At 57.7% G+C, this 20,324-nt stretch carries 26 protein-coding genes and 1 tRNA gene; 19 read left to right on the forward strand and 8 right to left on the reverse strand.

Annotated features, from left to right (window positions below):
* Positions 1–90: 90 nt before the first annotated feature.
* Positions 91–552 (forward strand): Lrp/AsnC family transcriptional regulator, encoded by a 462-nt coding sequence (locus Q0746_RS10300; RefSeq protein ID WP_298259930.1) that lies wholly within the window; start codon positions 91–93, stop codon positions 550–552.
* A gap of 3 nt (positions 553–555) precedes the next feature.
* On the opposite strand, the gene Q0746_RS10305 is transcribed toward Q0746_RS10300, so the two are convergent.
* Complete coding sequence (locus Q0746_RS10305; protein ID WP_298259932.1) at positions 556–1,953, reverse strand: mechanosensitive ion channel family protein; 1,398 nt, start codon at positions 1,951–1,953, stop codon at positions 556–558.
* 53 nt (positions 1,954–2,006) lie between these two features.
* Positions 2,007–3,050 (reverse strand): uroporphyrinogen decarboxylase, encoded by a 1,044-nt coding sequence (hemE, locus tag Q0746_RS10310; RefSeq protein ID WP_298259934.1) that lies wholly within the window; start codon positions 3,048–3,050, stop codon positions 2,007–2,009.
* A 100-nt stretch (positions 3,051–3,150) separates the two neighbouring features.
* Here hemE and hemC point away from each other — a divergent pair, with 100 nt between their 5' ends.
* Together hemC and Q0746_RS10320 are read left to right on the forward strand one after the other, a co-directional pair.
* Positions 3,151–4,098 (forward strand): hydroxymethylbilane synthase, encoded by a 948-nt coding sequence (hemC, locus tag Q0746_RS10315; RefSeq protein ID WP_298259936.1) that lies wholly within the window; start codon positions 3,151–3,153, stop codon positions 4,096–4,098.
* Between the two features lie 192 nt (positions 4,099–4,290).
* Positions 4,291–4,425: a hypothetical protein gene (locus Q0746_RS10320; protein WP_298259938.1), complete on the forward strand. Its 135-nt coding sequence runs from the start codon at positions 4,291–4,293 to the stop codon at positions 4,423–4,425.
* A 6-nt stretch (positions 4,426–4,431) separates the two neighbouring features.
* Here the strand turns inward: Q0746_RS10320 and Q0746_RS10325 are convergent, their stop codons facing one another.
* Positions 4,432–4,725 (reverse strand): hypothetical protein, encoded by a 294-nt coding sequence (locus Q0746_RS10325; protein WP_298259940.1) that lies wholly within the window; start codon positions 4,723–4,725, stop codon positions 4,432–4,434.
* Between the two features lie 225 nt (positions 4,726–4,950).
* On the opposite strand from Q0746_RS10325, the gene phnC reads away from it, so the two are divergent.
* The 6 genes from phnC (at position 4,951) to Q0746_RS10355 (ending at position 10,238) form a co-directional block, all read left to right on the forward strand.
* Positions 4,951–5,766: a phosphonate ABC transporter ATP-binding protein gene (gene phnC / locus Q0746_RS10330; RefSeq protein ID WP_298259941.1), complete on the forward strand. Its 816-nt coding sequence runs from the start codon at positions 4,951–4,953 to the stop codon at positions 5,764–5,766.
* Between the two features lie 50 nt (positions 5,767–5,816).
* Positions 5,817–6,722, forward strand: a complete 906-nt coding sequence (gene phnD / locus Q0746_RS10335) for a phosphonate ABC transporter substrate-binding protein (protein ID WP_298259943.1) — start codon at positions 5,817–5,819, stop codon at positions 6,720–6,722.
* Between the two features lie 66 nt (positions 6,723–6,788).
* Positions 6,789–7,661 carry a phosphonate ABC transporter, permease protein PhnE gene (gene phnE, locus Q0746_RS10340; RefSeq protein ID WP_298261246.1) on the forward strand — a complete coding sequence of 291 codons (873 nt, stop codon included), beginning with the start codon at positions 6,789–6,791 and terminating at the stop codon, positions 7,659–7,661.
* The gene (gene phnE / locus Q0746_RS10345; RefSeq protein WP_298259945.1) at positions 7,658–8,974 is read left to right on the forward strand and encodes a phosphonate ABC transporter, permease protein PhnE; all 1,317 of its coding nucleotides are present in this window, start codon (positions 7,658–7,660) and stop codon (positions 8,972–8,974) included. The genes phnE (Q0746_RS10340) and phnE (Q0746_RS10345) overlap by 4 nt, the downstream gene beginning before the upstream one ends.
* Positions 8,971–9,618, forward strand: coding sequence for an SDR family NAD(P)-dependent oxidoreductase (locus Q0746_RS10350; RefSeq protein WP_298259947.1), 648 nt, complete (start codon positions 8,971–8,973; stop codon positions 9,616–9,618). The genes phnE (Q0746_RS10345) and Q0746_RS10350 overlap by 4 nt, the downstream gene beginning before the upstream one ends.
* A 2-nt stretch (positions 9,619–9,620) precedes the next feature.
* Positions 9,621–10,238, forward strand: a complete 618-nt coding sequence (locus Q0746_RS10355; RefSeq protein WP_298259949.1) for a DapH/DapD/GlmU-related protein — start codon at positions 9,621–9,623, stop codon at positions 10,236–10,238.
* Positions 10,239–10,266: 28 nt separating this feature from the next.
* On the opposite strand, the gene phnF is transcribed toward Q0746_RS10355, so the two are convergent.
* The gene (phnF, locus tag Q0746_RS10360) at positions 10,267–10,986 is read right to left on the reverse strand and encodes a phosphonate metabolism transcriptional regulator PhnF (protein ID WP_298259951.1); all 720 of its coding nucleotides are present in this window, start codon (positions 10,984–10,986) and stop codon (positions 10,267–10,269) included.
* Between the two features lie 81 nt (positions 10,987–11,067).
* Here phnF and phnG point away from each other — a divergent pair, with 81 nt between their 5' ends.
* The 8 genes from phnG to phnN are packed head-to-tail and all read left to right on the forward strand — an operon-like array spanning position 11,068 to position 16,640.
* Positions 11,068–11,523, forward strand: a complete 456-nt coding sequence (phnG, locus tag Q0746_RS10365) for a phosphonate C-P lyase system protein PhnG (RefSeq protein ID WP_298259953.1) — start codon at positions 11,068–11,070, stop codon at positions 11,521–11,523.
* Positions 11,523–12,101 carry a phosphonate C-P lyase system protein PhnH gene (gene phnH / locus Q0746_RS10370; protein ID WP_298259955.1) on the forward strand — a complete coding sequence of 193 codons (579 nt, stop codon included), beginning with the start codon at positions 11,523–11,525 and terminating at the stop codon, positions 12,099–12,101. The genes phnG and phnH overlap by 1 nt, the downstream gene beginning before the upstream one ends.
* On the forward strand, positions 12,101–13,189 hold the full coding sequence (locus tag Q0746_RS10375) for a carbon-phosphorus lyase complex subunit PhnI (RefSeq protein ID WP_298259957.1): 1,089 nt from the start codon (positions 12,101–12,103) through the stop codon (positions 13,187–13,189). Before phnH ends, Q0746_RS10375 begins: the two co-directional genes overlap by 1 nt.
* Complete coding sequence (locus tag Q0746_RS10380) at positions 13,186–13,785, forward strand: HAD family phosphatase (RefSeq protein ID WP_298259959.1); 600 nt, start codon at positions 13,186–13,188, stop codon at positions 13,783–13,785. The genes Q0746_RS10375 and Q0746_RS10380 overlap by 4 nt, the downstream gene beginning before the upstream one ends.
* Positions 13,782–14,645 (forward strand): alpha-D-ribose 1-methylphosphonate 5-phosphate C-P-lyase PhnJ, encoded by an 864-nt coding sequence (locus Q0746_RS10385; protein ID WP_298259960.1) that lies wholly within the window; start codon positions 13,782–13,784, stop codon positions 14,643–14,645. The genes Q0746_RS10380 and Q0746_RS10385 overlap by 4 nt, the downstream gene beginning before the upstream one ends.
* The gene (gene phnK / locus Q0746_RS10390; RefSeq protein ID WP_298259962.1) at positions 14,642–15,412 is read left to right on the forward strand and encodes a phosphonate C-P lyase system protein PhnK; all 771 of its coding nucleotides are present in this window, start codon (positions 14,642–14,644) and stop codon (positions 15,410–15,412) included. Before Q0746_RS10385 ends, phnK begins: the two co-directional genes overlap by 4 nt.
* Before the next feature lie 2 nt (positions 15,413–15,414).
* Complete coding sequence (gene phnL / locus Q0746_RS10395; RefSeq protein ID WP_298259964.1) at positions 15,415–16,098, forward strand: phosphonate C-P lyase system protein PhnL; 684 nt, start codon at positions 15,415–15,417, stop codon at positions 16,096–16,098.
* The gene (phnN, locus tag Q0746_RS10400; protein ID WP_298259966.1) at positions 16,095–16,640 is read left to right on the forward strand and encodes a phosphonate metabolism protein/1,5-bisphosphokinase (PRPP-forming) PhnN; all 546 of its coding nucleotides are present in this window, start codon (positions 16,095–16,097) and stop codon (positions 16,638–16,640) included. Before phnL ends, phnN begins: the two co-directional genes overlap by 4 nt.
* Here the strand turns inward: phnN and Q0746_RS10405 are convergent.
* Positions 16,622–17,293, reverse strand: a complete 672-nt coding sequence (locus tag Q0746_RS10405) for a DUF1045 domain-containing protein (protein WP_298259968.1) — start codon at positions 17,291–17,293, stop codon at positions 16,622–16,624. The two genes, phnN and Q0746_RS10405, sit on opposite strands and share 19 nt — an antisense overlap.
* 49 nt (positions 17,294–17,342) lie before the next feature.
* Between Q0746_RS10405 and Q0746_RS10410 the strand changes: the two genes are divergently transcribed.
* Both Q0746_RS10410 and Q0746_RS10415 read left to right on the forward strand, forming a co-directional pair.
* Positions 17,343–18,485, forward strand: a complete 1,143-nt coding sequence (locus Q0746_RS10410) for an alpha-D-ribose 1-methylphosphonate 5-triphosphate diphosphatase (protein WP_298259969.1) — start codon at positions 17,343–17,345, stop codon at positions 18,483–18,485.
* Complete coding sequence (locus Q0746_RS10415) at positions 18,458–18,760, forward strand: hypothetical protein (protein ID WP_298259971.1); 303 nt, start codon at positions 18,458–18,460, stop codon at positions 18,758–18,760. Before Q0746_RS10410 ends, Q0746_RS10415 begins: the two co-directional genes overlap by 28 nt.
* A 97-nt stretch (positions 18,761–18,857) precedes the next feature.
* Here the strand turns inward: Q0746_RS10415 and Q0746_RS10420 are convergent, their stop codons facing one another.
* The 3 genes from Q0746_RS10420 to Q0746_RS10430 all read right to left on the reverse strand — a co-directional run bounded on the left by Q0746_RS10420 (position 18,858) and on the right by Q0746_RS10430 (position 20,185).
* A complete protein-coding gene (locus Q0746_RS10420; RefSeq protein ID WP_298259973.1) occupies positions 18,858–19,682 on the reverse strand; it encodes a hypothetical protein in 825 nt (274 codons plus the stop codon).
* A 246-nt stretch (positions 19,683–19,928) separates the two neighbouring features.
* Complete coding sequence (ykgO, locus tag Q0746_RS10425) at positions 19,929–20,054, reverse strand: type B 50S ribosomal protein L36 (RefSeq protein ID WP_009828855.1); 126 nt, start codon at positions 20,052–20,054, stop codon at positions 19,929–19,931.
* A 56-nt stretch (positions 20,055–20,110) separates the two neighbouring features.
* A tRNA-Val gene (locus Q0746_RS10430) sits at positions 20,111–20,185 on the reverse strand.
* Positions 20,186–20,324 lie beyond the last annotated feature (139 nt).

Consider the following 20,324-nt stretch of genomic DNA (forward strand, 5'->3'; position numbering starts at 1 on the left):
CGGGTGGAAAAAGGGTTCTACTTTGACTGTAAATGACGCCATCTGAGGCAAAAAATTTCTCGTTCGCGTCAAATTGGGTTATAGAACGGCATGATTATTGATGACGTAGACAAAAAGCTGCTGTCCTTGCTGCAAAAGGACGCCCGCCTAAGCACCAAGGAATTGGCGGCGGCGGTGAACATGTCCATCTCGCCGTGTTGGCGCCGGATCAAACGGATGGAAGAAGCGGGGCTGATCAAAGACTATGTGGCGGTGCTGGATCGCAAGCAGTTGGGGTTGCAGGCAATGGCCTATGTGCATGTGTCATTGATGGACCATACGGTTGCCTCAATGGAGGCTTTCAACCGTTTGGTGCAATCCGACGACGAAATCACCGAGTGCAGCGCCATTACCGGTGACAACGACTATGTATTAAAAATTGTCGCGACAGACCCCGAAGACTTGGAGCGCTATCTGATGCAGCGCATTCTTGGTTCCGGATTGGTGCGGTCGTCAAACACAAATTTTGTGCTGCGCAGCACTAAATCCGGCGCGGCGTTGCCCCTGAAGTAGCGCCTAGCCCTTATCCGACAACAGATCGGTTTCACCGTCTTCCGCAATTGCGTCGGCGGCGATTTCGGCGATTTCGTCTTGTTCATTGCCAAGATTGCCTTCGGCCTCGGAGGAGGCTTGGGCGGATTCGTCGATTGCTGCGGCCTCGCGCACGCTGTCCCCAATTTCTTGGTTGGCGATCTCTTGGGCGCGCGCTTCGGCCTTTCCGTCGAGTTGAAGCACAGGCACGCCTTGCGGGAAGATAACTTCGCGCGCGTCATCCGGCATGGAAATGCCTTCTTCAGTCAGGGCCTTTTTGACCAGACGCAGCAGCGCCGATTTCACCTTCAACATTGAGTACTCATGCGCGTTCACCCAGAAGTAGGCTTTGATATTCACAGTGGAACTTCCAAGGCTGTCGACCAAAATCATCGGGGCAGGCTCTGACAAGATGGCTTCATGGCCGCCGATGACCTCTAGGATAATGTCCTGCGCGCGGGCCACGGACACGTCGTAGCCGACCCCGACTTCCAAAGTATTCCGACGGTTCGCTGAGGCGGAGTAATTGACGATAGTGTTCTTGAAAATGGCCGCATTGGGGATTTGGATGTGGTTCCCTTCTGGGCTGAGCAACACGGTAGAGCGAGTATTCATCGACAACACGGTCCCGCCCATCCCTGTGACCTCGATATATTCCCCTGCGCGAAAAGGTCGGCGGATGGACAGCAACAGGGAGGCAAGGAAATTCTCGGCGATGTCGCGAAACGCAAAACCGACAACGATACCCAAAACACCGGCGCCGCCCACCACGGATACCGCGATCTGGGTCAAGCCGGCCACCTGCAAAACCACGAACAGGCCCAAAAGGAATATCGGCAATGCGATGAACCGTGCCACGATGTCTCGCAGGAACGGCGACGCAATGCCCCCCAACAGCCAACGGCGCAGGCCCTTGGCGGCCAAAGAAGACAGCCACCATGTGAACGGCAAAATGACGATGGCCAAAAGGATCAGCGGCAAAGACGTGATGAGGCGGCTGCCCAAGCTTTTGATCTCGGCAATTGCGGGGGTGAAGGACCAGTTGGCCTCTTGCTCTACCTTGATGCGGTTCACGACCGCCACCACGTCTTGTGTTTTTGACGCAAGATCACGCGCCCACGCTTTGTGGTCGGCGCTATTGGTGCGACCATCCAAAAAGACAATGCCATCTTTCACTTCGACCCGAGAGAACTTGTACCATCCGGTCGAGCGCATGATTTCAACCACCCGTTGCGCGATTTCCTCGTCTCGGGCGACCGGCTCTACTGATACGGCCTGCGCGGGTGCGGTAACCTCATTTTCGACCTCTGTCGCCTCCTGAGAGATGGCGACGGAAGATAGGGCGAACACGGCGCAAAGCGCGAATAGGATACGAGTAAACATGCCCTGACACTATCGGGGCATGTGCCTTGGTTTCCAGTGAAAAGAAAGTGAATTTACGCGGAAGTTGTTTCGCGGACGGTATCGATCATCAGCTGCACATTTTCGGGGTCGGCGTCGGGGGTGATGCCGTGACCCAGATTGAAAATATGTGGCCCGTTTGAAAGAGCTTTGACAATGGCCCGCGTCTCATCAACCAGATCCTGCCCGCCGGTGACCATATGGCGCGAGGCAAGATTGCCTTGCACGCAGCCATCGACCTGCACATTGGTGGCGGCCCAATCCGCGGAGACGGAATTGTCCAATGCGACACAATCAGCACCTGTGGCTTTGGCGAAGCCGATGTAATTGTCACCAGCCTCACGCGGGAAGGCGATAATCGGGGTGTTGGGGTGACGCGCCTTGAGGGCCGTGATGATCTTCTTGGCGGGTTCCAAGGAGTACCTTTGGAAGGCGTCGCCCTTCAGCGACCCAGCCCAGCTGTCGAACAGTTTGACGACCTCGGCACCGGCCTCGATTTGCATGGACAGATATTCGATGGTGGAGGCGGTGATCAGATCAATGAGCGCATCAAATGTGGCTGGGTCTTCCTCGCGCAGCCTGTGGGCGGGGGCCTGATCCGGCGTGCCTTGGCCAGCAATCATATAAGTGGCCACGGTCCATGGTGCGCCTGCAAAGCCGATCAAAGTGGTCTCGGAGGGCAGCGCACCCGCCAAATTGCGCACGGTTTGGTAAACAGGGGCCAAGTGATCGTGAACGTCAGATGCGCCTTTGAGTTTGGCGAAATCAGCAGGGGTTGTGACCGTCGACAGACGTGGGCCTTCACCGGTGACGAACCACAAATCGGCCCCCAAGGCCTGGGGCAGCAGCAAGATATCTGCAAATAGGATTGCCGCGTCAAAGCCATAGCGGCGGATGGGCTGCAAAGTGACCTCGGTGGCAAGCTCGGGGTTGTAGCATAGGGACAGGAAGTCACCGGCTTGCGCACGGGTGGCCTTGTATTCCGGCAAGTAGCGACCCGCTTGGCGCATCATCCAGATCGGGGGCGTGTCCAATGTTTCGCCCGCCAATGCACGCATGATTTTCTTTTGCTCGGCCATCGCCACACTCCTTATGTTGCGACCTCTTGTCCGCGCTCAGACATGCGAATGTCAAGGCGACAGCTTGTCAGTATTCTGTGACCCATTTATGCAGGTTGATATGGCATTGAACCTACCCACCCCGACCTCACCCTTGCGGATTGGCACCCGCGGATCACCGCTTGCTTTGGCGCAGGCCTATGAGACGCGCGCGCGACTGATGGCGGCCTTCGATTTGCCAGAAGACGCCTTTGAGGTAGTGGTGATCAAGACAACCGGTGACGCGGTTCTGGACCGCCCGCTGAAAGAGATCGGCGGCAAGGGATTATTCACCCGCGAGATCGAGGATGATCTGCTGGCGGGCAAAATCGACATTGCCGTCCATTCGATGAAAGACATGCCAGTAGAGCAGCCACAGGGCTTGTTGCTGGACACCTATTTGCCGCGTGAAGACGTGCGCGATGCCTTCGTGTCATTGAAGGCAAAGGGCATAGCAGAATTGGCCGAAGGCGAGACCGTGGGGACATCCTCCTTGCGCCGCCGCGCGCAGATTTTGCACCGTCGCCCTGACCTGAATGTCGTCGAATTCCGTGGCAATGTGCAAACGCGCCTGAAGAAGCTGGATGCGGGGGTGGCGACTTGCACCTTCCTTGCGATGGCGGGTTTGAACCGGCTGGCCATGGACGATGTGCCTGCCACAGGGATCGAGACGTCGGATATGCTGCCTGCCGTGGCGCAGGGCGCTATCGGGATTGAGCGCCGCGTCGATGACAGACGCGTGGCAGAGATGCTGTCGGCGATCCATCACACACCTACGGGTCAACGGCTGGCCTGCGAACGCGCCTATCTGGCGCAACTCGAAGGCTCTTGCGAGACACCGATTGCGGGCTTGGCAGAGCTTGAGGGCGGCACGGTAAAGTTCCGAGCCGAAATTTTGCGCCCCGACGGGTCTGAGGCATTGAGCGATGCGGAGACGTCTTCTATCGAAGATGCTGCCGAGATGGGCCGCGCTGTTGCCGACCGGCTAACCGCCCGCGCGCCTGAGAACTTCTTTGACTGGCGGAGCTGAACTGCGAGTGGTCTAGCTTAAATGTCTGGGTCGAGCCCATAGAAGAAATGTTGGAATCATGCTGCATGCGCACGCAGCCTTAGAGCTGCCGCACGTGCGCGGTTTATTGCGCTGAGTGGCGGCGGAGATAGCTGCTATTCGGCCTTGGTGCACAGAAACTTTGGTTGGCGAGGATCAAGTCGCGGGACGGAGATGCTATTCACTGCGGCTGCGCCGATTACCGCTTTGCAGCTAGGGCGCGCAAACATCACTGACGAAAACTACGAACGGATCACGGCCCTCAGCCAAACACCTGCCCCTGCAACAGACCGCCTTGAGGAGACATAGCCGCGTTTATGCTGGTGCGGGTGTCAACTCTTCCCAGTGTTCGCCCATTGCAATAATGCAGGACGTCCCGTTGGTGTAGGTCTGAACCAAGGTCCAATCCTGCGTTCGGGGGTCAATCCAGACCTCAAGCACCGTCTCGGGCCCGCGCAGACCAAGGGCGCGGCGTTCGGATTGCATCACAGTGGTGAGCATCCGTTCCAAGCGCGCGCTGTCATCGCAAGTTACGTCCGCCGTTTGCGCCTGTGCCGCAACGGGCAAGGTCAAGAACGCCGCCAGAATTGTGAAAATATAGCGTGTCATGGGATCACATTAGCCGGAGGAGCTTTAATGTAACAAGTATATGACGAAATTGTCCCAGTGTGTGTTGCAACAGCGAATTTGTTGATCAATTTGAAGCCCTGCACTTTTCTGCGACGGGTTTATCGTCATGTAACCGTTAAGAAATCATCAAGAACCTGATTCAAAACTGTCACCCAAGTGTTGAATTGCGGGCTTAATCACTCCGAGAACGCTTCGGGGGATGACATGTTAAGCATTAGCGGACTAACCAAACGGTTTGGCGACAAGGTCGCCGTAGACGCAGCCAATATCCAGATTGATGCCCCCGCAATGATTGGCATCATCGGGCGATCAGGTGCTGGCAAATCGACGCTGTTGCGGATGCTTAACCGGCTCAGCGATGTATCGAGCGGGCAAATCCTGTTTGAGGGCGAAGACGTGACGGCGGTGCGCGGTGCCGCGCGGCGCCATTGGCAGTCGCGTTGCGCAATGATCTTCCAGCAATTCAACCTAGTGCCGCGGATGGATGTGGTGTCGAATGTGTTGCACGGCACGTTGAACCGCCGCTCAACGCTGGCGACGATGTTCAACCTTTATCCTCAGTCCGACATTCACAAAGCCATCGATATTCTGGACCGGCTTGGCATCGCAGAACAGGCGCCGAAACGCGCTGAAGCTTTGTCAGGTGGCCAACAACAGCGCGTCGCGATTGCACGCGCGCTGATGCAGGACCCCGCAATTATTCTGGCGGATGAGCCAATTGCATCGCTTGATCCAATGAATGCGCAGGTCGTAATGCAATCCCTGCGCGACATTCACGAAGAAGATGGCCGCATGGTCATCGCGAACCTGCACACCTTGGATACCGCAAGGCGTTACTGTGACCGCGTGATTGGTATGCGTGATGGACGCATCGTCTTCGACGGGGCGCCCGCACAGCTCACAACCGGTGTTGCACGCGAAATATATGGGGCGGGCACGGATTTTTCCGAAGCTGCCACATCCACCGAAATCGAAACACTGGACAGAACCGAGCCCCCTAAAGTCGAGGCAGCCGCCTGAGCCAGTTTACCTGCGCCAACAGGCGCTCAATTCCCTCCATGGAGACACTGATGAAAAAGTTTATCGCTGCTACGTTGGCAACTACGGCCCTTGCTGTTCCTGCCTTTGCGCAAGAAGTCACCGAATTTCGCATCGGCATTTTGGGCGGTGAAAACGCACAAGACCGCATGAACAACTATGCATGCATGCAAGAATATACGACTGAAGCGCTTGGTGTTGAAACAAAGCTGTTCGCGCCTGCCGATTATAATGGCGTTATCCAAGGCTTGCTGGGCGGCACGATCGACATGGCATGGCTCGGCGCGTCCTCATATGCAGCGACATATCTGCAAAACCCAGAAGCTGTTGAGCCTGTGCTGGTCAAGCAGAACCTCGACGGCTCCATCGGTTACCATTCCATCGGGTTTGCCCGTGTGGACAGCGGCATCGAGAGCCTGGAAGGCGTTCAGGGCAAGGTCTTTGGCTTTGGTGATCCGAACTCTACATCCGGTTACCTGATCCCCTCTATCGAGATCCCGCAAACCACTGGCGCCACGATGGAATCTGGCGACTATTTCGGTGAAGTGAAATTCACTGGCGGCCATGAGCAAACGATCATTGCTGTGGCAAATGGTGACATCGACGCGGGCGTGACTTGGGCTGACGCTCAGGGCGAATGGGAAGATGGCTACAACTCCGGTGCGCTGCGCCGTGCGGTTGATGCGGGTCTGGTCGACATGAACGACCTTAAGCAGATCTGGATCTCCAACGTGATCCCTGAAGGTCCGGTTGTTCTGCGCGCCGACCTGCCAGCGGACGTCAAAGCGACAATGACCGAACTGGTCGACACACTTTATGAGCGCGATCAGGAATGTGCTTATGGCGTCGCTGCGGGTGATACGCTTGGCTTTGTGCCGGTGACCCATAAAACATACGAAAGCATCGTTGCGGCCCGTCAGTCTGTGATTGGCAACTAAGATAATTTCATGACAACACCGGTCGCTTCGGATGCGGGGCGGCCGGTATTTTTGTGCGGGGAAACCATGACAGCAACAAACACGGGCCGCGCGCTAAACGTCGGTGACATTCGCGAAAGCTATCTCGCACAGGTCGGGCGGCGCAGGCTATACAGCGGCTTGGCGCTACTGATCTTCGTGGTCTTGATGGTGTCCGGCTTTAACGTGGCCGATGAGCGCAATGCTGGCGGGTTCTGGGAGGGGTTGCACCAAATCGGCGACTACCCCAGCGAAGTTCTTGCTGAAGCATGGGAAAAGCGCGCCGACCTGCCAAGCCTGATTGCCAAGTTTTTTCCGGCCCTTGTCGAGACGATCAATATCGCGGCGATGTCGACGATCATCGGCGCAGTTGCTGGCTTGATCCTGTCTCTATTGGGGACGCGGGGCCTTGCGAAATGGCCCCTCTTGATCCCGCTGTTTCGCCGGTTTTCTGACATTCTGCGCGCGATCCCCGAGATCGTGATCGCGCTGGTTCTGATCTTCGTTTTGGGCGGCGGCCCCGTGCCCGCGATGATCGCAATTGCACTGCACACCGCTGGTGCGCTGGCCAAAATGTTTTCCGAGGTTGCTGAAAACGCCGACCTCAAGCCTGTTGAAGGGCTGGCCTCAACGGGGGCCACATGGACACAGCGGATGTTGCTGGGCGTGTTGCCGCAGGTCGCGCCAAACTACGTCAGCTACACGCTGCTTCGGTTTGAAATCAACATTCGCGCCTCAGCGATCCTTGGCTTTGTCGGTGCGGGCGGCCTTGGCTACGAGCTGCGCAATGCGATGGCATGGGGGCCGGGTCGGTTCGATGAGGCCGCCGCGATATTTGTGCTGCTGTTCGGCACGATCGTGTTCTTTGACCAAGCCTCAAGCCGCTACCGCAATCGTTTGACTGAAGGACAGGCCCAATGAGCTCTGTAGATATTCAAGCCACTAAGACGCATGCGGAAGGTCTGTTTCGCCGTAAACGGCTGTTCGCCTTTGGTGTGCCTGCGGTGATCCTTGCCTATTTCACCTACATCTTCTTTGCGTTTGATTTGCCCAGCTTGCTCCAACGCGCCAACATGGAAAATGCGCGCACGCTGACCTCCGACATCTGGTCCCACAAGGTTCATGTTACCCGCGACAACCGGAACGGCGAAATCTCTTATGCTGTGGAGGGCGAGCGCAAGGGCGCATACCCCGTCGGCGCGCGCCCCGATTGGGTCAGCGGCACGGATGTGATCACGGTTGATCTGGGCGCAGACACGATTGTGCGTTTTTTGCCCGACAACCGAACAGAAGTGGATATCGCGGGTTTTGGACTGATCGCCGCACAGGCGGAGGGCCGGAAGGTTTCCACCAATCTGCCCGCTGATCTGCCTGACTGGATTAACGCCTCAGATCGCCGTGTCGCGATCACCACGCCCGAGGGTCGGATCACGCTTACGGGGTCCAAGACCGAAGTCTTCAATTATTTCGCAGGGTGGGAGCTGTTTTGGTTCACGCTCGACAGCCCTTATCACGGGGTGGGTTTCAGTCAGGTGCTGTTTGGCGACCAGATTGATCCTGACCGTGGTAACATTAGCGGCGCGATGTCGGACTTTTGGAACAATAAAATGTGGCGGCACAAAGATGTTGCTTGGGCCATCGGTGAGACGATCCTGATGGCGTTCCTCGGGACTATGGGGGCTGCGATGATCGCGCTGCCACTGGCGTTCATGGCCGCAAAACGGTTCACCCCAATCGTGTTGTTGCGTGCTGCCACGCGTCGCCTGTTTGATTTCGTGCGCGGCGTGGATGCGCTGATCTGGACGGTGGTTCTTGCCCGTGCGTTTGGTCCAGGGCCTTTGACGGGTGCGTTGGCCATTTTAATCACCGACACGGGAACATTCGGTAAGACGTTCTCTGAGGCGCTTGAAAACGTCGAGGACAAACAGATCGAAGGCGTGACGTCGACGGGGGCAAAACCTCTGCAACGGTATCGGTTCGGGGTGATCCCGCAGGTTGTTCCGGTGCTGTTGGCGCAGGTCCTCTATTTCCTTGAATCCAATACCCGCTCCGCGACGATCATCGGCGCGATCACAGGCGGTGGCATCGGGTTAATGTTGACGCAAGCGATCCAAACCCAAAAAGACTGGGAAGAAGTCGCTTATTACATCATCCTGATTATTGTGATGGTCATGCTGATGGATTGGCTGTCGGGCTGGCTGCGCGGCAAGTTGATCGGAAACAAAGACGGATGACGACCTACCTGATTACAGGGGTGAACCGAGGCATCGGGGCGGCGCTGTTTGCCGAAGCCACCGCGCGCGGACATAGCGTCATTGGCACAACGCGCGATGGGCAGGACGGAACTGTGCCGCTTATCCTCGATGATCCGGCCAGTATTGCCGCGCAATTGGCAGATATCCCTCCGGTGGACGTGCTCATCAACAATGCAGGTGTCATTGGGCCAGAGGCGGAAAACCAAACGCCGTTGAACATGGATTGGGACGGCTTTGCCCATACCTTATCGGTCAACACAATGGCGCCTTTGGCAGTGGCCCAAGCGGTGCTGCAGCACATGCGCAAAAGTAGAGCGCCGAAGATACTGACCGTGTCGTCCCAGATGGCGTGGATGGGCTATCGCAAACCCACACAAATTGCCTACCGCGCCTCAAAATCCGCGCTGAACAAAGTAATGCAAGGCCTCGCCACTTCGCTGGAACCCGACGGGATCCCCGTTGTTCTTGTGGATCCGGGCTGGGTTCGCACGGACATGGGCGGGATGGACGCAGAAGAAGACCCAAAAGAGGTCGCGGCAGGCATCCTTGATATTTCCGCCGGACTGACCCTTGCCAAGACCGGCAAGTTCTTCCGATTTTCCGGCGAAGAAAGAGAGTTCTGATCATGCCAAGACTAAATGCTGACGACCCTTTCATTCACCCCGATTGCGATGTCATCGACAGCACCTTTGGTGCCTATGTCGAAATCGGGCGGGGCAGCAGGCTGAACAACGTGACGTTCGGGGATTACTCCTACTGCGACCGCTATGCCGACATCGCCAACGCTCGGGTTGGAAAATTCGCTAACATCGCCGCATTCAGCCGGATCGGTGCCACGGACCATCCGCTCGACACTGCCGCTTGCCACCATTTCCTCTACCGCTCAGCCGATTACTGGGATGATACGACTCGCGATGAGGCGTTCTTTGCCCATCGCCAGTCCCGTATCGCCCACATTGGTCACGACACATGGATTGGTGCAGGTGCCATGATCAAGCCCGAAGTCACATTGGGGCACGGCGCAGTCGTGGCCGCAGGGGCCGTGGTCACAAAGGACGTCGATCCCTACACAATCGTCGCGGGCACGCCGGCCAAACCTCTGCGGCTGCGTCAGCCGCGTGCGATCGCGGATCGCCTGATAGCGCTGGCGTGGTGGGATTGGGATCATGAGACAATACGTGTGGCATTGGACGACTTTCGCGCAATGAAGGCCGATGCGTTCTTGGAAAAATACGAAGGCTAGCCGCGTTGCCTCTTACCTTGGGGCCGTTTTAGTTTTCCAAGGTGAGTGTGATCCGATCCCCGACAAACCACGTGCGTCCGTATTCCACGGGATTGCCCGTCTGATCGACATTCACCCCCGAGGAGCGTAGCAGCGGGTCACCCTCATTGACTTGCAAATGCAGGGCATGTGTCGCACCCGCGCGCACCGCCGTCAGCCGCGTAGACGCGCGCGTGTAATCTGCCACACCGACAGTGGCCAAAGCCTCCGTCACACTGCCCTGCGCGTCAAAGGCGGCTGATATTCCCGGGGTCCGCGCCAATGGAAAGACGCTTTCGAACACCGCGATGGGCTGACCATCGGCCAAGGATAGCCCGTGGTAGGAACAGACCTGATCACCCGCGTTGATGGCGAGCGCCTGCGCTTCGCCGTCGGTTGCAAACCGGTCTTCGACCAACAGCACGCGTTTTTCGGGCAATCGCCCTGCCGCGATCAGATTGTCGTGGAACCTGACTTTGCGCCCGATGGGATAGTCGGTCGGCGTCGAGGCCACAAAAGCTCCTGCGCCGCGCCGAGTGCGGATGAGCCCTTCTTCCACCAACGCAGAAATCCCATGGCGCACGGTGTGACGGTTGACGCCAAACCGTTCAGCCAAAGCCGCCTCGGTCGGGAGCTTGTCGCCGGGGGCATAGCGGCCCTCGGCCAGATCACTGCGCACGGCTTGCGCGATGGCCTGCCAGATCGGTGTCTTGGGGGAAGTGTCACGCAAAATTCACAAATCTCCGCTGGGGGAATCGAAGGGACATGTTATTATGTGTCTAGTTGTATAGGATATCGAAAAGTTGTCGAGATGAAAGATTTCAGCGAAGACCATGCACCGCGCCAACACTGGCTTGGCCTTATGGCCAAAGCCCCTATGGGACGCGTTGCCACCCTGCTGGACGAGACAGTGACGCGCCCTGCGTTCACATGGCTGCGTGCACCAGAAGTCGGCAGCACTATGGTGCGCGCCCGCGCCGGTGCCACAGGTAGCCCGTTCAATTTAGGCGAAGTCACTGTAACACGCTGTGCGCTGACCCTTGCCACGGGCGAGGTCGGCCACGCCTACGTGCAAGGGCGCAGCAAGGCCGATGCCGAAGCCGTGGCCATGGTGGACGCCCTGATGCAAACCACTGCGGCTACGACATTGCAGGTGCAAGTGTTGGACGTTCTCGACGCGGAACAGGCTGCCAAAAGGGACGCGCGTGCCGCCAAAGCCGCCGCCACAAAAGTTGATTTCTTTACAATGGTACGAGGGGAAGACTGATGCAGGCCCAAACTCTCAGCGGCGGCTTCGCGGACACCGCCACCGCCTCTGCGGTCGCGTTTCGTCAGGTGATGGAAGCAATGGCGCGGCCCGGTACGATCCACATGGTCACAGGTGCCGCCCCGCCAGCGCCTCTTTCCCCCGCGACGGGCGTTGTACTGCTCACCCTATGCGATCCAGACACCCCCGTGCATCTGTCAGGCGCGCTAGACTGCGATGCGGTGCGAACTTGGATCGCATTTCACACGGGCGCGCCGGTTGTTGGGCCGTCTCATTGCGTGTTTGCGGTGGGGGGCTGGGACGATCTGACGCCGCTCAGTGCATATCAAATCGGTACACCCCAATACCCTGACCGCTCTGCCACGCTGATCGTTCAGGTTGATCAGTTGGAGCCGAATGGGGCCATTTTGTCCGGCCCGGGCATCAAAGACACGCACAGCTTGTCGCTGCCTGAGACCCGCGCGTTTCAACTGAATGCTGGGCATTTTCCCTTTGGCCTTGATTTCATCTTCACGTGCGGCGATCGCGTAGCGGCCCTACCGCGCACCACAGTCGTTATGCACAAAGGAGCGGTCTGATGTATGTGGCCGTCAAAGGTGGAGAGCGGGCGATTGAGAACGCACACGCATGGCTTGCCGAAGAACGCCGCGGGGATACCTCCGTTGCCGAACTCGGGGTGGCACAAATCCGCGAACAGCTGGCATTGGCCGTTAATCGCGTCATGGCCGAAGGGTCGCTTTATGACCCTGATCTTGCAGCACTTGCGATCAAACAGGCGCGCGGCGATCTGATTGAGGCGATTTTCCTGATCCGAGCCTACCGCACCACGCTACCCCGTTTTGGTGCATCCTTGCCCGTCGATACGGGCAAAATGGCCTGCGACCGGCGCATCTCGGCCACGTTCAAAGACCTGCCCGGTGGACAGGTTCTAGGGCCAACATTTGATTACACGCACCGTCTGCTTGATTTCAAACTGGCCGCCGACGGAGAGGCGCCAAAGGCCGCAACACGAGAGGCTGTGCACGGCGACGTCCCCCATGTGACCGACTTCCTTAACCACGAAGGGTTGATCGAAGAGGCCGTTCACGATGACACGACACCACCAGACCTAACCCGCGAACCGCTGGAAATGCCCGCGGAGCGCGCGCTGCGCCTGCAGGCCCTCACCCGCGCGGACGAAGGGTTCACGCTTGGCATGGCCTATTCCACCCAGCGTGGCTATGCGCGCAACCACGCCTTTGTCGGCGAATTGCGCATTGGTGCCGTGCCTGTCGAAATGGACATCCCCGAGCTGGGGTTCAGCGTTGAGATTGGCGAGGTCACCTTGACCGAATGCGAAACCGTCAATCAGTTCACCGGATCAAAGTCTGAACCGCCCCAGTTCACCCGTGGCTACGGGTTGGTCTTCGGCCAAACCGAACGCAAGGCGATTTCAATGGCACTGGTCGATCGGGCGCTACGTTGGGAAGAACTGGGTGAGGACAACGAAGGCGCCCCTGCGCAAGACGCTGAATTTGTGCTCTATCATGCGGACAACATTCAGGCGACGGGGTTCCTAGAGCACATCAAATTGCCCCATTACGTTGATTTTCAAGCTGAATTGGAACTGGTGCGCAAACTGCGTGAAGAGGCAGGTGCAAACAGAGTGCCTGAGGCCGCAGAATGACCCCCGATATTGTAGTTTTTGACATCGGCGGCGTGCTGATCGACTGGCAGCCGCATTTGGCTTGGGCCGATGAGATGGACGCGGCTGAAGCGCAGGCTTTCATGGATCGGATCGCCTTCGACAAGTTGAACCTTGCCTGTGATGCGGGGGCGACATTTGCGTTGGCTGCCTCCCTGATTTCGGACCCAAAAGATGCCGCGCGGCTCGGTCGATATGTTGAGCGGTATCAGCACACAGTTCCCGCCAAGATCACCGGCACTTGGGATATTCTATATGCCTTGAAAGCCGCCGGAACACCTGTGCATGCAATCACCAACTGGTCGGCTGAAACATGGCCCGAAGGCTGCAAAGCGCATCCCGAGCTGTTGGAGGTCTTCGACACGACGGTGGTCTCGGGTGAGGTTGGCGTCATCAAGCCCTCAACCGAAATCTATGCCCTTTTGTGCCACCGCGCAGATGTAGCACCCGAGCGGTGCGTGTTCATCGACGACGGGTTGCACAACTGCTTGGGCGCACGGGCGGCTGGCATGGACGCGATCCATTTCAAAGGTCCCGACGCCTTGCGCAAAGACCTCTCAGCACGGAGCCTGTTATGAGCGACTATAACTTTGCCTATCTGGACGAACAAACCAAACGCATGATCCGCCGCGCGATCCTCAAAGGGCTCGCCATTCCCGGTTATCAGGTGCCGTTTGCCAGCCGTGAAATGCCAATGCCCTATGGTTGGGGCACGGGCGGGGTGCAGGTGTCAGCGGCGGTGATGACGCCGGATGACCGGTTCAAAGTGATCGACCAAGGGGCGGACGACACGACCAATGCCGTATCCATCCGCACGTTCTTTGAGCGCACGGCGGGCGTTGCCACGACGACAAAAACCTCCCAAGCAAGCGTCATTCAGACCCGCCACCGCATCCCCGAAGAACCGCTCAGCGAGGGCCAGATTCTTGTCTACCAAGTACCGATCCCCGAGCCTTTGCGTTTTCTGGAACCCCGCGAAAGTGAAACCCGCAAGATGCACAGCCTTGAAGAATACGGTCTTATGCATGTGAAGCTCTACGAAGACATCAGCCGCCACGGCCATATCGCGACGTCATATGCTTATCCGGTCAAGGTCGAAGGGCGTTATGTCATGGACCCATCCCCGATCCCGAAATTCGACAACCCCAAGCTTGGGGATATGGCGGCGATCCAGTTGTTTGGGGCAGGCCGTGAACAACGCATTTATGCGCTGCCGCCCTACACTCAGGTGGTGTCGCTTGATTTCGAAGACCACCCTTTTGAGGCCTCTAAGCCGGACCACCCTTGTGCCATGTGCGGGGCGGAAAACAGCTACCTCGACGAGGTAATCACCAACGATGCGGGCGGGCGAATGTTCGTGTGTTCAGACACAGATTTCTGCGAGGCAAGACAGGCCGCAGGCCACACCGGCACGATGAACGGAAAGGACGCGGCATGACACCTTTGCTTTCGGTCCAAGGGATCACAAAGTTTTACGGCCAGCATATCGGCTGCAAGGATGTGGCATTTGATCTTTACCCCGGTGAGGTCATGGGGATTGTCGGGGAAAGCGGGTCGGGAAAGTCCACTTTGCTCAACTGTATGGCGGGACATTTGACGCCTGATGCGGGTGCGGTTGTGTTCGATACGCGAACAGATGGCCCGCGCGATACTGTCACGATGTCCGAACCCGAACGCCGCATGTTGTCGCGGACCGATTGGGCTTTTGTGCATCAACACGCCCGTGACGGTTTGCGGATGGGTGTCAGTGCGGGCGGCAATGTGGGCGAACGCCTGATGGCTGTGGGCGACCGTCACTACGGCGATATTCGCGCCAAGGCCACCGATTGGCTCGGCCGCGTTGAAATTGACGCTAACCGCGTCGATGATCGCCCCACGACGTTCTCCGGCGGGATGCAACAACGCCTTCAAATTGCCCGCAATTTGGTGACCGGGCCAAGGTTGGTGTTCATGGATGAACCCACAGGCGGGCTTGATGTATCCGTTCAGGCGCGGCTGCTTGATCTGTTGCGCGGATTGGTCCGCGATATGGGGCTATCCGCGATCATCGTCACCCACGACCTCGCCGTGGTGCGCCTGTTGGCGGACCGATTGATGGTCATGAAAGACGGCCATGTGGTGGAGGCAGGTCTGACAGATCAAGTGCTGGATGATCCCCAGCACGCCTATAGCCAACTCCTCGTCAGTTCTGTTTTGCAGGTGTGAAAATGATTGAACTTAGAAACGTGTCGAAGACCTTTACGCTGCACAATCAAAGCAGTGCGGTGATTGAGGTCATCAACGATGTGTCATTGTCCGTGGCGGCAGGCGAATGCGTGGCGCTGACTGGCGCATCAGGTGCCGGAAAATCGACGCTGATGCGGATGATCTACGGCAACTACCTGACGCAAGCCGGGCAAATCCTGATCGACGGTGTTGATTTGGTGCAGGCGGAGCCGCGCGACGTGATCACCTTGCGCCGCGAGACCCTTGGGTATGTCAGCCAATTCCTGCGGGTCGTGCCGCGCGTGCCAACGCTTGATGTCGTCGCCGAACCGCTGCGCGCCGTTGGGGTCAGCGCGACCAATGCGCGGGCCCGTGCCGAAGAATTGCTCGCGAAACTTAATATCCCAAAGCGGCTTTGGTCCCTGTCTCCCACAACCTTTTCGGGGGGGGAGCAACAGCGCGTGAACATCGCGCGCGGCTTTGCCCACCCTTATCCGGCGATGTTGTTGGATGAGCCAACGGCAAGCCTTGATGCAGCCAATCGCGAGGTCGTGTTGTCGCTGATCGAAGACGCCAAAGCCCGAGGCGCGGCTATCATCGGCATCTTTCACGACGAAGCCGCCCGCGTCCGCGTCTGTGACCGCGAAATTGACGTGAGCCAATACACGCCCGGAATTGCGGCATGAAAAACGGACGCCTCATCGCTGTGGTCGGCCCGTCGGGTGTGGGCAAGGACAGCGTCATGGAAGGGCTCGCCGCAGCCGATCCGACGTTGCAACTGGTGCGCCGCACGATTACCCGCGCGCCGGAACTGGGGGGCGAGGACTACGATGCCGTCACTGTGGCAGAGTTCGAAGACATGGCGGCGCATGGGCATTTTGCCGTTCACTGGGGTGCCCATGACTTGCACTATGGCATCCCCGCGTCGATCCAAATTGCACTAGCCAATGGGCAAGATTGCCTCGCTAATTTTTCACGTTCAGCGCTTGAGGCCGGGGACGCGACCTTTGCCCATTTTTGTGTCCTCAATATCACCGCACGGCCCGATACGCTTGCGACGCGTCTAGCGGCACGCGGTCGCGAAACTGGGGCCCAGATTGCAAAACGTTTGGCCCAAGCGGGCAAACCTTTGCCAACGGGGATGAACGTGCTGACAGTGAGCAACGATGGTGCGCTTGAGGACACCGTCGCAAATGCCCTGTCGCTGCTTCAACCCGTGAGGGTGTAGCGTTGGATGAGTTCAAACCGCCCATCGGGGCGCTCACCGCACAAGGCGATGCTGCTGATTTCATAGCGGTCCGCCAAGGGCGGCAGGTGTTCACGCGCTGTGTTCATCCACGCGGCGCGATCCGCCTGTGCCAAACGTCCGCTCAGCGTCAGGTGAAACCGGAATTCCTCCATCACATAGGGGTAGCCCCAACGCTGCAACAGCGCCTCCTGTCGCGTGCTCAGACCGACGCTGCGACGTCGTTCCAATTCGGCCTCGGTGGCAGGAGAACGAAAGGCGTCAAGCTCCGTCACGCAGGCGCTTGCAACCCGTTCCACCCCGCTCAGGTCACCCGTCGGGGTCAACGCCAAAAACCCGCCCAATGTCGTCAGCTGCAAACCACCGCTGATGGCAGGCGCGCAACGCCCCGCCAAATCCGCAGCCGCGGTCTGCAATTCGTCGACAGACCGACCCTGTGCCAGCTTGAACGGCGGCTTCAACGTCCCGTGAAAGCCGTACTTTCGCGGTGTCATCGTAATGTCATCCAAATCAGGCACATCTGCTGGACGAGGGGCGCTGCCTGTCCGCACATCCCAGCCCAGCCAAGTCGCCCCAAAGCCTGCCAAAGCGTCATCGATTGGCGCGTCATAAATTGCGAAACGAGTGTATGTCATGAATTATCCTCTTAGGTCTGCTGATATGGACCACTCAGATGACATTTCTATGTCAGACGACCTTTGCCTCGCCAATGCGCGTTTGGTCTTGCCGGATCAAGTTCTGACAGGATCCATCATCATTGAGCAAGGCGTGATCACCGAAATTGTCGAAGGGGATCATAAGCCAAGCGGTAGCTTGGACTGCGCAGGCGATATCGTCATGCCCGGATTGGTTGAGTTGCACACCGACAACCTCGAACGCCATATGGAACCGCGCCCAGAAGTTGACTGGCCGCATTTGCCTGCGCTCATCGCCCATGATGCGGAACTGGCATCGGTCGGGATCACGACCGTGTTTGACGCCTTACGCGCGGGATCCATTCACTCCGGCAAAGGGCGCTACATCGATTACGCCCGCGCGGTTGCTGACGAGCTTTTGGCCGCGCGCGCCCAAGGTGTGTTCAAGATCAGTCATTTCCTGCACCTGCGCGCAGAGGTTTGCTCTGAAACCTTACTCGAAGAACTAGCCCGCTTCACGCCCGATGACCGTGTCGGCATTGTCAGCCTTATGGATCACACCCCCGGCCAGCGCCAGTTCCGCGACCTGACCGCCTTGCGCACCTATGTCGCAAAGAAACGTGGCATGGATGACAACGATTTCGCTGAACATGTGGCGAACCTGAAAAGGTTGCAGGCCCAGTTTGGCGACAAGCACGAGAAGGGGGCCGTGTTGGAGGCCAAGCGGCTGGGTGCGGTTCTGGCAAGCCATGATGATACTACCCGCGATCACGTTGTCACTTCGCAAGAAAACGGTGTCGGATTCGCTGAATTCCCAACCACCTTCGAGGCCGCGTTAGCCTGCCGCGATCATGGTATCGCCGTCATGATGGGCGCGCCAAACGTCATCCGTGGCGGATCCCATTCCGGTAACGTCGCCGCAATGGAGCTAGCGCAGGCTGATTTGCTGGATATCCTGTCGTCTGACTATGTGCCTGGTGGGTTGTTGATGGCGGCTTTCCGCGTCGCCGAACTCTGGAACGATCTGCCACGCGCGATTGCGACAGTGACCCGCACACCCGCAATGGCGGCACGGTTGCCGGATAGGGGTAGCCTGCAAACAGGTCTGCGGGGCGATGTCTTGAGAGTCAAAAACAGTCAAGGCACCCCAGTCCTGCGCGGTGTGTGGGCCAAAGGCGCGCGCATCGCCTGACACAAGAACAAAGATCCATCGAGACGGTCATCACTCAGGCCGCTATCGTCTATCTGGCGCAACTCGAAGGCTCTTGCGAGACACCGATTGCGGGCTTGGCAGAGCTTGAGGGCGGCACGGTAAAGTTCCGCGCCGAAATTTTGCGCCCCGACGGGTCCGAGGCATTGAGCGATGCGGAGACGTCTTCTATCGAGGACGCCGCAGAGATGGGCCGCGCTGTTGCCGACCGGCTAACCGCCCGCGCGCCTGAGAATTTCTTTGACTGGCAGAGCTGAAGCGCGAGAGGTCTAGGTTAAATGTCCGCGTTTGAGTTCTGGCCCGAGTGGATGTCAGAATGCAGATTGCAGGAAGAGCGGGTAATCGTACGGGGACCTAAACCTTGGTCGCGTTGATCAGGTTCGCAAGCGTGACAAGGTAAATTGAGTCCTGCCAGAGCAGTGCTGCCGTCTCTCCTCTGGTTGCAATGACCGGTCGTTCGACTGGCTTACCGTCGACTGTCAATTCGACCAACAGCCCTTTCCTCGATCTGAAATCAAAGAGGTAGACGCCATCGCCGTCATAGCTCCCGAAGAAGGCGATATGACTGCCACCAACCAAGATTGCCTTGGCGCCTTTGACGGGACACCTTTCAACCACGACCTCTACGGCGCCACTCGAAATTCGCGCAAGATAAAAGTCTGTATACGGATAAACCCAAATATCGCCCTCTAGGTCCAAATGCATCGCGTAGAGATCGAAAATGTCATGACCAGACGAATTGTTGAAATCATATAGGAGGTCGCCAGTGTCGGAGAACTCACGCAATCCCAATGGGTTCTCATCAAAGTAACCGACCCAAATTCCACCCTTTGTATCGACAAGAACTTGCTCGATCGCGTCGTCCAATCGGAATTCGCGAAGGAGTTCCATGTCTTGCGAGAAAACTCGGGCGTTGTTTTCGGCTTCTCTACAGCGCTTATCAGCTATTAGCCATCGCCCATCTGTAAACCTTTGGACGGTGGGAAACTGGAAACCTAGGTGTTTGAATTCCGAAGGCTCAAGATGGCTTCCGACACAATCGACGAAGATTGACCCGCTTTTGTCCAACCATGACAAAAGCAGCTCTCCACGCGCATCAAAATTAAGGGAACGGTAGACCTCAGTGGGCAACGGCACGACGCCCGCTTGCTTCGTCAATTCCAGAGTTGATTTTTTCATGGTCATCCGTTCCTAGTCGTGCACCAGTCCACACCTAAATCATCTATGAAGGATACGTTAGCCTGTTGATTCCGAATGGACTAAAGCAGCCGTTGGAATACAAATGCCGAATTTCAGCTATGTCCGCACAGCGGACATTGGGCCTCGATACCTTCATGTCGCCGCCCCAAATGAAAAAGCCGCCCCCGAAGGAGCGGCTTTTGAATTTTAGCAAAACACCGAAGCGCTCTAGCTTAGCCCAAAGGATTAACCTTGGCGGGCTTTAAAGCGAGGCTGGGTTTTGTTGATCACGTAAACGCGGCCCTTGCGGCGCACGATCCGGCAATCCCGGTGGCGCGACTTCAGGGAGCGAAGTGAGTTCTTAACCTTCATGTCTCTTCTCCTATTCGTCCAGCGCGGTGGGGCGCCTTCAATTAAAACCGTTCAGATGGTGCGCACTACTGGGATCGAACCAGTGACCACTTCGATGTCAACGAAGTGCTCTACCGCTGAGCTAAGCGCGCATCTGACCTACAATTTCGACCGTTTCTCACAGTTAAGGAGCCGCAGCCGAAGCACGTTGGTCCGCGCTCTATAGAAGGAGTCGGAAAGCGGTTCAAGGGCTTTTGAAGTGACAAGTTTTCGCCCTATACTCTTTGCAAC

Origin of the sequence: uncultured Litoreibacter sp., assembly GCF_947487515.1 — a bacterium.
Taxonomy (GTDB): domain Bacteria; phylum Pseudomonadota; class Alphaproteobacteria; order Rhodobacterales; family Rhodobacteraceae; genus Litoreibacter.